Source organism: Pseudoalteromonas sp. SG45-1 (assembly GCF_014164135.1).
Lineage (GTDB): Bacteria > Pseudomonadota > Gammaproteobacteria > Enterobacterales > Alteromonadaceae > Pseudoalteromonas > Pseudoalteromonas distincta.
In genome coordinates this window covers 38,020-46,675 of record NZ_JACJEP010000020.1, presented here as the reverse complement: position 1 = coordinate 46,675, position 8,656 = coordinate 38,020, and the positions used below count along the sequence as shown (strand labels likewise).

At 37.8% G+C, this 8,656-nt stretch carries 8 protein-coding genes; 5 read left to right on the top strand and 3 right to left on the bottom strand.

The features are described from left to right. Positions 1–3 precede the first annotated feature (3 nt). A complete protein-coding gene (locus H5117_RS15485) occupies positions 4–306 on the bottom strand; it encodes an isoamylase early set domain-containing protein (protein ID WP_024595450.1) in 303 nt (100 codons plus the stop codon). A gap of 386 nt (positions 307–692) precedes the next feature. Here H5117_RS15485 and H5117_RS15480 point away from each other — a divergent pair, with 386 nt between their 5' ends. Beyond that, a complete protein-coding gene (locus tag H5117_RS15480; RefSeq protein ID WP_024595451.1) occupies positions 693–1,625 on the top strand; it encodes a hypothetical protein in 933 nt (310 codons plus the stop codon). Positions 1,626–1,684: 59 nt separating this feature from the next. On the opposite strand, the gene H5117_RS15475 is transcribed toward H5117_RS15480, so the two are convergent. Together H5117_RS15475 and H5117_RS15470 are read right to left on the bottom strand one after the other, a co-directional pair. Continuing rightward, a complete protein-coding gene (locus tag H5117_RS15475; protein WP_182738587.1) occupies positions 1,685–2,851 on the bottom strand; it encodes a cellulose-binding family II protein in 1,167 nt (388 codons plus the stop codon). A 518-nt stretch (positions 2,852–3,369) separates the two neighbouring features. Further along, a complete protein-coding gene (locus tag H5117_RS15470; protein ID WP_002958609.1) occupies positions 3,370–3,798 on the bottom strand; it encodes an Lrp/AsnC family transcriptional regulator in 429 nt (142 codons plus the stop codon). 194 nt (positions 3,799–3,992) lie between these two features. Here H5117_RS15470 and H5117_RS15465 point away from each other — a divergent pair, with 194 nt between their 5' ends. From H5117_RS15465 to H5117_RS15450, 4 genes are read left to right on the top strand one after another with little or no spacing between them, the layout of a single operon-like run. Further along, positions 3,993–5,198, top strand: a complete 1,206-nt coding sequence (locus tag H5117_RS15465; RefSeq protein ID WP_182712441.1) for an aspartate aminotransferase family protein — start codon at positions 3,993–3,995, stop codon at positions 5,196–5,198. Positions 5,199–5,248: 50 nt separating this feature from the next. Beyond that, positions 5,249–6,283, top strand: coding sequence for an arginine N-succinyltransferase (gene astA, locus H5117_RS15460; protein WP_182732983.1), 1,035 nt, complete (start codon positions 5,249–5,251; stop codon positions 6,281–6,283). Positions 6,284–6,290: 7 nt separating this feature from the next. Next, on the top strand, positions 6,291–7,757 hold the full coding sequence (gene astD, locus H5117_RS15455) for a succinylglutamate-semialdehyde dehydrogenase (RefSeq protein ID WP_182738586.1): 1,467 nt from the start codon (positions 6,291–6,293) through the stop codon (positions 7,755–7,757). 35 nt (positions 7,758–7,792) lie between these two features. Then, the gene (locus H5117_RS15450; RefSeq protein ID WP_182738585.1) at positions 7,793–8,596 is read left to right on the top strand and encodes a DUF1338 domain-containing protein; all 804 of its coding nucleotides are present in this window, start codon (positions 7,793–7,795) and stop codon (positions 8,594–8,596) included. The last annotated feature ends 60 nt before the right edge of the window (positions 8,597–8,656 follow it).

The following is an 8,656-nucleotide window of genomic DNA, read 5'->3' as shown; positions in this document are numbered from 1 at the left end:
GCCTTAATTAGTGCGTTGAGTATTTACTATGCTGTTTTCTGTGCCAAATGTATTGCCGATATAACCGTCAGCTTGATGGTCGTTATCCCAAATGTCTCCATTAATCAGATAACGAAAGTGAAATTGTTGATCGATAGGTAAGCGTTGCTTAAATTTAAACACACCTTGTTTTTTATAAAGCTTCATTGGCACTGGTTTCCAATCATTAAATTCACCTAATAAGCAAACTTCTTCTGCCTCTGGATGAGAAAATTCAAAAGTAACTTCAGCTTCATCTTTTGTTTTAAAAAAACGTTTATTCAACATAGCAGGCTCCAACTAAACCAAAAAGGGTACTTAATCTTTGCCACAGGCCATACAACTAAACAAAAAGGCGATGTGGTAACCATCTAAAAATCATTAAACGTGTTATTAGTTAAACAAAACTTTATTTACGCTTTATTACAGTGCAAATAATATTTCAATTGCACCAGAAAGGTGCATCAACCTTATATACAATACGCTTTAAATGATACTTAACATACAGAGCAATATTCAAACCAACAAACTATTAAAAACCTCATTAGTTCAATATATAAATATTTATAGCTGCAAATATCCGAAGAAAATTTAAAATCCTAAATTACTTTTTTTATATTACTTCATCATGGATAATACACATCATTCTAATACTCTGAAATATCATTAATTTCATGTTGAAAAAAACCATTTTAATAACTACCACCATCATTTTTTTAGTTGTAGCTGCATTTATTGGTACCTCAATTTATACCCTATACAGTAAAAAAGAAATTTCAGTTGACCCTAAATTAAAAGAAATATCAGGAATAGAATTTGATAAACAGCAACGTTTATGGGCTATTAACGACGGAGGCAATGAACCAAAGCTATACAGACTCAATAAAGACGGTTCTATTGCTAAAGAAATTTTAGTTGAAAACGCTAAAAACATTGATTGGGAAGACATGACCCAAAACAAATTTGGGCACTTCTTTTTAGGCGATTTTGGTAACAACAAAAACGATCGTAGATGGCTCACTATTTATAAAATAGAAAACCCGATAGATATAAAAACAGATACGACTCAAGCAGAAATAATTAAGTTTACCTACCCCGAAATGGATGGCAGTCCTATAAAGCCCAATAACCGTAATTTTGATTTAGAGGCATTTGTAGCTCTAGGACGTCACTTATATTTATTTACTAAAAACCGCACAGAGCCATTTGATGGTATTACTAAGGTTTATAAAGTGGGCGATCATGCTGCTAATTTTAAAGCCGAGTTAATAGATTCATTTAAAACATGTACCACTTTAGAAAAGCTATGCTGGATAACATCGGCTGCTTTAAGCCCTGATCGTAAAAAGCTGATATTACTTGATTCAACCAGTATTTGGTTATTCGAAAATTTTGAGGGTGATAAGTTTTTTTCTGGCGATGTATCAAAAATTGACTTAGGAATAGTAACTCAAAAAGAAGCTGTCACTTTTTTTGATGACAATACTATTGTATTTACAGATGAAGAGTTTAAAGGTATTGGCGGTAATGCTTATTTTATAAAGCTTGATGAAGCCAAAAAAGAAATTATAAGAAAAAAGCCGACCTCAGAAAAAATACATCCATAATATAATGTTAGCTAAGCAAAAGTTCCAAAGCTTAGCTAACTTATGTAAAAGGTATCGAGTTAGTTACTCTTTTCGTTTGACGAATGGAGTGCTTTTTCTACATCAACACCTAAAATCAACACTCCAATATGGCTATTATTATCTAAAACAGGAAAACTTAGCTGTACTTGAAAATGATGTGTTGATGCATCATATGTAACGCTATCAAAGTTATAGTCCTTTGACTGTTTAAATATTTTAGTAAACTTATTCTCATCTCCTTGCCAGTAATCACTGGTTAACTTACTTATTGCTATATTTTTTCCTTGGCTATCAGTCAATATAAGCTCAGTAACAACACCTTTAAACTGCGATTGCCATTTTTTAAATACCTTAGATAACGGTAAATAAAGCATAGTTAACGCATCAGCATGCCCAACGTGTTTACTTTCTTTTATCCATAGCTGGTCTCGTTTCATAATTTCAGGCTCACTCAAAGGAGACTCATTACTTATTTGAACTTCTTCGACTAAACTAGGTAAGTTTAATAAGGTTTTAGCGCTACTGTAGAGCCTATCAAGTATTTGCGTTTCTTCACTTTTTGATAGTGAAAATGGAGCTTGCGCACAAGTATTTATATTTTCATCGAACTGCTGCATAAATTCAGGAAGGCGTTTGATAAGTGAATGCGAAGCAAATAATCCCAAAGGTACATATCTAAAAAATTCTTTTTGGTACTCGTCTTTATTGATCCCTAGCTTAGAGGCTGCTAATTCAAAATCGTCTAAATCAAGTAGGATTCTATCAATCCGTTTATGGTGCATTACATTTACTATTTCTTCTAATGAATTTACTTCTACCTCAGCAATAATATTCTGAGTTTTAAACCAATTTGCTTGATAACTTCCTCTTACTGCACCATAACGCATTTTATTTTTTGGTTTATTAATGCTCTCTGGGTGAGTGAACCAGTACCAGCTTTCTAAAAAAATGGGGGATGATATACGTCCACAAGCTTTCATTTCAGGCATCAAATGGGTTGTGAAATATCCATCTAAGCGCTCTAACTTTACTTCTCGACGTGCACGTAACCATGGCAAGGTTTGTAGCCGAAAAGGCGCTCCCATTTCAAATAAAATACACTCGACTTGGTTGACTGCATTATTAGGAGCTGTGGTGGGTAAGTTTGTCCCAAACTGGAGAGGCCCAGTTAAACCTAACAAAAGAGTGAAAAGATATGCGGGCATAATCCATTGCTAAATAATGTACAAATTAAAACAAGTATAGTCATGCATATAAAAAAGTATTAATTTTCTTTACAAAATTTTGTACCTTATCAATGGCTTCAATATTTAAATCTATGATTTATTGCTATTAACTTATAAAAAGCACGCTTAAATATTTAAATTAATGCATTTATATCTAGGGTCTGTTTATCTTTGTGGATAAAAATTTGTTCAAACTAGGTGCTATTTAATTGCGGCGCAAGATTTATAAGCTAGTGTGCTCGATAACTGCTCCTGCGTTATTCTAATTGCTTACATCCATGTAAGAATAAATAAAAACCGAGCAAAGCTTCCGCGCCCTGCTCACGCCCCCTACCCTGCATCTATGTAGGCAACCAAGAGAAAATAGCGCCTAGGAAGAATCTTTTGGGGGCTGTTAATTTAACCTTGAAGGTTCAACAGACCCTAGCCTTTTTATTATTGACCTAAAGTATACCGAGTGTTCACTTAACGACTAAAAACAAAGGAACTACCCAACCCTAGCGCTTAAATTTAGTTTCTAAAATTACAGAAGATGTTGTTCGCTCCACCCCATCAAGATTTCCTATATCGTCCAACAAATGACTAAGCTGTTCTAAATTTTGAGCTTGGACCACTGCAATTAAATCAAACTCACCACTTATGGCATAGAGCTGTGAAATAGCATCAATTTGCTTAAGCTCAATGTTTGTTTTAGTTGTTAATTTTTGTCTTACTTTTATAGACACATGAGCTGATACCATTTTACTAAGGTAGTCGTCACCGTAATCAACGCTATAGCCTTTAATCACACCGGTTTCTTCTAATTTGAGCATTCGGCTTTGTACTGTTGAACGAGATAAGTCAAGCATTCGTGCAAGATCAGAAATACTCGCTCTTGCGTTTGTTTTTAGTACAGAAAGTAGTTTCTCGTCTTGTGGAGTTATCATAATGGTTATTTTCTTCGTTATTTTGACTTTTATTTTAATCATTTTTCACAAAATAGCACTGCAATTTTAACAGCTAACCTTCGATAATGACCTCTACAAGAAATAATAACGTGTTTGCTGAAGAATAAAGGCTATATTCTTCTTTGAGTTAGCAACTAATCTTTTATCTAAGCCCATTAAATTTAGGTGTAAAAATGCAAGTAACAAGAGACTTATTTAACGACGTAATGGTACCAAACTATAATCCATCAGCAATCATTCCAGTTCGTGGTGAAGGTTCACGCGTTTGGGATCAAAATAACAATGAGTTCATTGATTTTGCCGGTGGTATTGCCGTTAACTGTTTGGGTCACTGTCATCCTGCATTAGTTAAAGCATTAAAAGAGCAAGGCGAAAAAATTTGGCATTTATCAAATGTTATGACCAATGAGCCAGCACTTCGTTTAGCTCAAAAAATGGTTGAAGCAACATTTGCTGATAAAGTTTACTTTGCAAACTCAGGCGCAGAAGCAAACGAAGCCGCTCTTAAATTAGCTCGTCGTTATGCATTGGACGTATATGGCGCTGAAAAAACGCAAATTATTGCATTTAATAAAGGTTTCCATGGTCGCACATTCTTTACAGTAACTGTGGGCGGGCAAGCGGCTTATTCAGATGGCTTTGGTCCAAAACCTGCTGACATAGTACATTGTGATTTTAACGATATAGCGGCATTTGAAGCGCTGATCAGCGATAAAACATGTGCTGTTATGATGGAACCATTACAAGGTGAAGGCGGTATTATTTCACCAACAGATGAATTTGCTAAAAAAGTACGCGAACTTTGTACTAAACATAACGCGTTACTTATTTTTGATGAAGTACAAACGGGTGTTGGTCGCACAGGCGATTTATACGCTTATGAAGGTTTAGGGGTTGTTCCTGACATTTTAACAACGGCAAAAGCATTGGGTGGTGGTTTTCCTATTGGCGCTATGATCACTCGTACACCTATTGCTGAGCATTTAAAAATTGGTACTCACGGTTCTACTTATGGCGGAAACGCACTTGCTTGTGCTGTGGCCGAAGCGGCATTTGATACAGTAAATACACCAGACGTACTAAACGGTGTTAAAGAGCGCGAGCAATTATTCCGTGACGGATTAAACGCAATTAACGAAAAATACAACGTATTTAGCGAAGTACGTGGTAAAGGCTTATTAATTGGCGCAGTACTAAATGACAAATTTGAAGGCCGCGCACGCGACTTTTTAATAGCCAGTGCTAATAATGGTTTGATGAATCTTGTAGCGGGTATGAATGTAATTCGTTTTACACCGTCTTTAATTATTCCGTTTGAAGATATTAAAGAAGGCTTAGCGCGCTTTGAAAAAGCCGTTAGCGACGTAGTAAACGGTTAATATAGTTTAAATTAGCACGCCTAATGGCGTGCTATTGGAGCAAGCAATAAATGCAAGTATTACGTCCTATTACTGCCAATGATTTTGACGCGCTTAAACAAATAGCGATTGAATCCGGTCATGGGTTTACCTCTTTGCCTGTGGACGATGCACAGCTTAAAGAAAAAATTGAACGTGCTGAAAAAAGCTTTGCCAAAAACATTAACCAGCCACTTGATGAAAGCTATTTATTTGTTTTAGAAGACAGTGAAACAGGTGACGTTATTGGCACAACCGCTATAGAAGCCGCGGTAGGTTTATCGGTGCCTTTATATCATTATCATTTGGGTAAAACAGTACACCACTCGCCTACTTTAAATGTATATAACACCGTTGATATTTTAAGCATGTGTAACGACTACACTGGTTGCTCAGAAATATGTACATTATTTTTGCGCGAAAATAGCCGTAAAGGCCTAACGGGTCGATTTTTATCTCGTTCACGCTTTTTGTTTATGGCTCAGCACAGCGAGCGTTTTGCCGATACTGTTATCGCAGAAATGCGCGGTGTTAGCGACGAAGACGGTCATTCTCCTTTTTGGCAATGGCTACAAGAGCACTTTTTTAGTATCGAATTTCCACAAGCGGATCACTTAGTTGGCTTAGGCGATAAGGTGTTTATTAGCGAGTTAATGCCTAAATACCCTATTTATGTGAACTTGCTTAGTAAAAAAGCCCAAGCAGTGATTGGCCATGTGCATGAAAAAACAAAACCTGCGCTAAAATTATTAGAAAAAGAAGGTTTTGAGCACAGAGGCTACGTTGACTTATTTGACGCAGGCCCAACGGTTGAAGCAAAGCTTGGTAATATTCGCAGCATTCGCGACTCTCAAGTTTGCCCTATTACTATTGGTGAGCTTGATCACATATCACAAAATAGCTCTGATACGCTGGCTGTATGTAATCAAGGCGTAAGTGGCTTTAGAGCAACATTTACCAAAGAAGCACACTACAATCATGCAAAACATACCCTCGTCATTAGCCAAGATGTGGCTAATGCGCTTAATTTAAGCCAAGGAGATGCAGCGCGATTTTTTCGCCTGTAAATAATTTATGAATACACACCTAATTAATAATCAGTGGCTTGTGGGACTTGGTCCAGCATTTGAGTCAATCAATCCAAGTAATGGCGATGTGGTATGGCAAGGTAATGGCGCAAACGCTGTTCAAGTAGGTTCTGCTATAAAAGCAGCCAGAGCTGCGCAATTACAATGGGCAGACAAACCGCTTGAAGAGCGTATCGCCATTTTAGAAAACTTCGCAGCACAATTAAAAGAACACAGCGAAGAATTTGCTACTATTATTGCACGCGAAACGGGTAAGCCATTATGGGAAACCCGCACCGAAGTGGGCGCAATGACAGGCAAAGTAGCTATTTCAGTTAAAGCGTACCATGAGCGTACTGGTACAACCGAAAACCCAATGCCCGGTGCTAAAGCATTTATTAGACACAAACCGCATGGCGTTGTGGCTATTTTTGGCCCGTATAACTTTCCGGGGCATTTACCAAACGGGCATATTGTTCCTGCAATTTTAGCCGGTAATACTGTTGTATTTAAGCCATCAGAATTGACTCCACACGTTGCAGAATTTACCCTCTCACTTTGGTTAAAAGCAGGTTTGCCAGCGGGTGTTATTAACCTTGTGCAAGGTGAAATTGAAACTGGTAAAGCGCTTGCTTCTCATAAAGATATAGATGGCTTGTTTTTTACCGGTAGCTCAAACACAGGTCACTTATTACATAAACAGTTTGCAGGACACCCTGGCAAAATTTTAGCACTTGAAATGGGCGGCAATAATCCTCTTATTGTAAAAGATGTGAGCGATATAAGCGCCGCTGTACACGATATTATTCAATCAGGCTTTATTACCTCAGGTCAACGTTGTACGTGTGCACGTCGCTTATTTATTGGAAAATCAGCCAACGGCGATGCTATTTTAGAAAAGCTAATAAGCGCAACTAAAAACATAGTTGTAGACGACAGCTTTGCTACAGAGCAGCCTTTTATGGGTGCAATGATAAGCGAAAAAGCAGCACTGGGTATGGTTGCCGCGCAAAGTGAATTAGTCTCAAAAGGTGCGCAAATCCTTGTTGAACTTAAGCAATTAAAATCAGGCACCGGTTTTGTAAGCCCAGGCATTATTGATGTAACAAACATTACCGATATGCCAGATGAAGAACATTTTGGACCGCTTATTAAAGTGTATCGTTACAACGACTTTGACAGCGCAATTATTGAAGCTAACAACACAAGCTTTGGCTTATCTGCAGGTTTACTTAGCGACAGTGAAGATGATTACACTCACTTCTTAAAGCACATTCGTGCCGGTATTGTTAACTGGAACCGCCCCATTACAGGTGCCTCTAGTGCAGCTCCATTTGGCGGTATTGGCGCCAGTGGTAATCACAGAGCAAGTGCATACTATGCCGCCGATTATTGCGCATACCCTGTCGCATCTGTGGAGTCAGACAAAGTGAGCTTACCGCAAACCCTAGCGCCGGGCTTAGTAATTGAATAAGCAATAAAACCAAATTTTAGATTTAAGGACTTAACATGCATACTGATGTAAACACATTATTTGAGAACCTTTGGGAAAACTATTTAAACGTAACTCCATCGGCAGATAAAATTCATGACCTTTTAGGGTCAACGCAAAAAGATGACATCATTAACGATCATATTGCGCTGCGTACATTTAATATAGAAAAAGTGGGTCTTGAAAAGCTCGCTGCTCACTTTTTAGTTATTGGTTACAAAGAATGTGGTGAGTACCACTTTGAAGCTAAAAAACTCTATGCAAAGCACTACGAGCATAGCGATCCTAATCAGCCAAAAGTGTTTATCTCTGAACTATTAGTAGAAAAATGCTCGCCAGAGTTACAAGCCATCGTGACAGATATGGTAAGCCAAATTGACGAAAGTGCAGTTACAGCAGACAACTTTTTATATTCAGGCACGCATTGGCAAGTAAGCACCGATACTTATAAGCAGCTGCTAGCTGAAAGCGAGTATGCAGCGTGGATGTCGGCGTGGGGTTACCGCGCCAATCACTTTACCGTAAATATTAATACGCTTGCTAAGTTTGATAACATTCATGATGTTAACCAAGCCCTAAAAGACGCCGGCTTTTCGCTTAATACGTCAGGCGGTGAAGTTAAAGGCTCACCAGAGGTGTTACTAGAGCAATCGTCAACACTTGCTGATGAATACTCTGTTACCTTTAGTGACGGTGATATGAGCATCCCTAGCTGTTTTTATGAGTTTGCTATTCGTTACCCTAAAGCCGACGGTGAGCTTTATACTGGTTTTGTTGCAGCCTCAGCTGACAAAATATTTGAAAGCACCAATGCTCGATAGCAAAACCTAAAGTACTTTATTTAAAAAGCCCGTTATGGGCTTTTTTTATGTCGGTAGGTT

Coding starts and splice junctions, on each gene's coding strand:
- H5117_RS15485 (WP_024595450.1), bottom strand. CDS start 306: ATGTTGAATAAACGTTTTTTTAAAACAAAAGATGAAGCTGAAGTTACT.
- H5117_RS15480 (WP_024595451.1), top strand. CDS start 693: ATGTTGAAAAAAACCATTTTAATAACTACCACCATCATTTTTTTAGTT.
- H5117_RS15475 (WP_182738587.1), bottom strand. CDS start 2,851: ATGCCCGCATATCTTTTCACTCTTTTGTTAGGTTTAACTGGGCCTCTC.
- H5117_RS15470 (WP_002958609.1), bottom strand. CDS start 3,798: ATGATAACTCCACAAGACGAGAAACTACTTTCTGTACTAAAAACAAAC.
- H5117_RS15465 (WP_182712441.1), top strand. CDS start 3,993: ATGCAAGTAACAAGAGACTTATTTAACGACGTAATGGTACCAAACTAT.
- astA (WP_182732983.1), top strand. CDS start 5,249: ATGCAAGTATTACGTCCTATTACTGCCAATGATTTTGACGCGCTTAAA.
- astD (WP_182738586.1), top strand. CDS start 6,291: ATGAATACACACCTAATTAATAATCAGTGGCTTGTGGGACTTGGTCCA.
- H5117_RS15450 (WP_182738585.1), top strand. CDS start 7,793: ATGCATACTGATGTAAACACATTATTTGAGAACCTTTGGGAAAACTAT.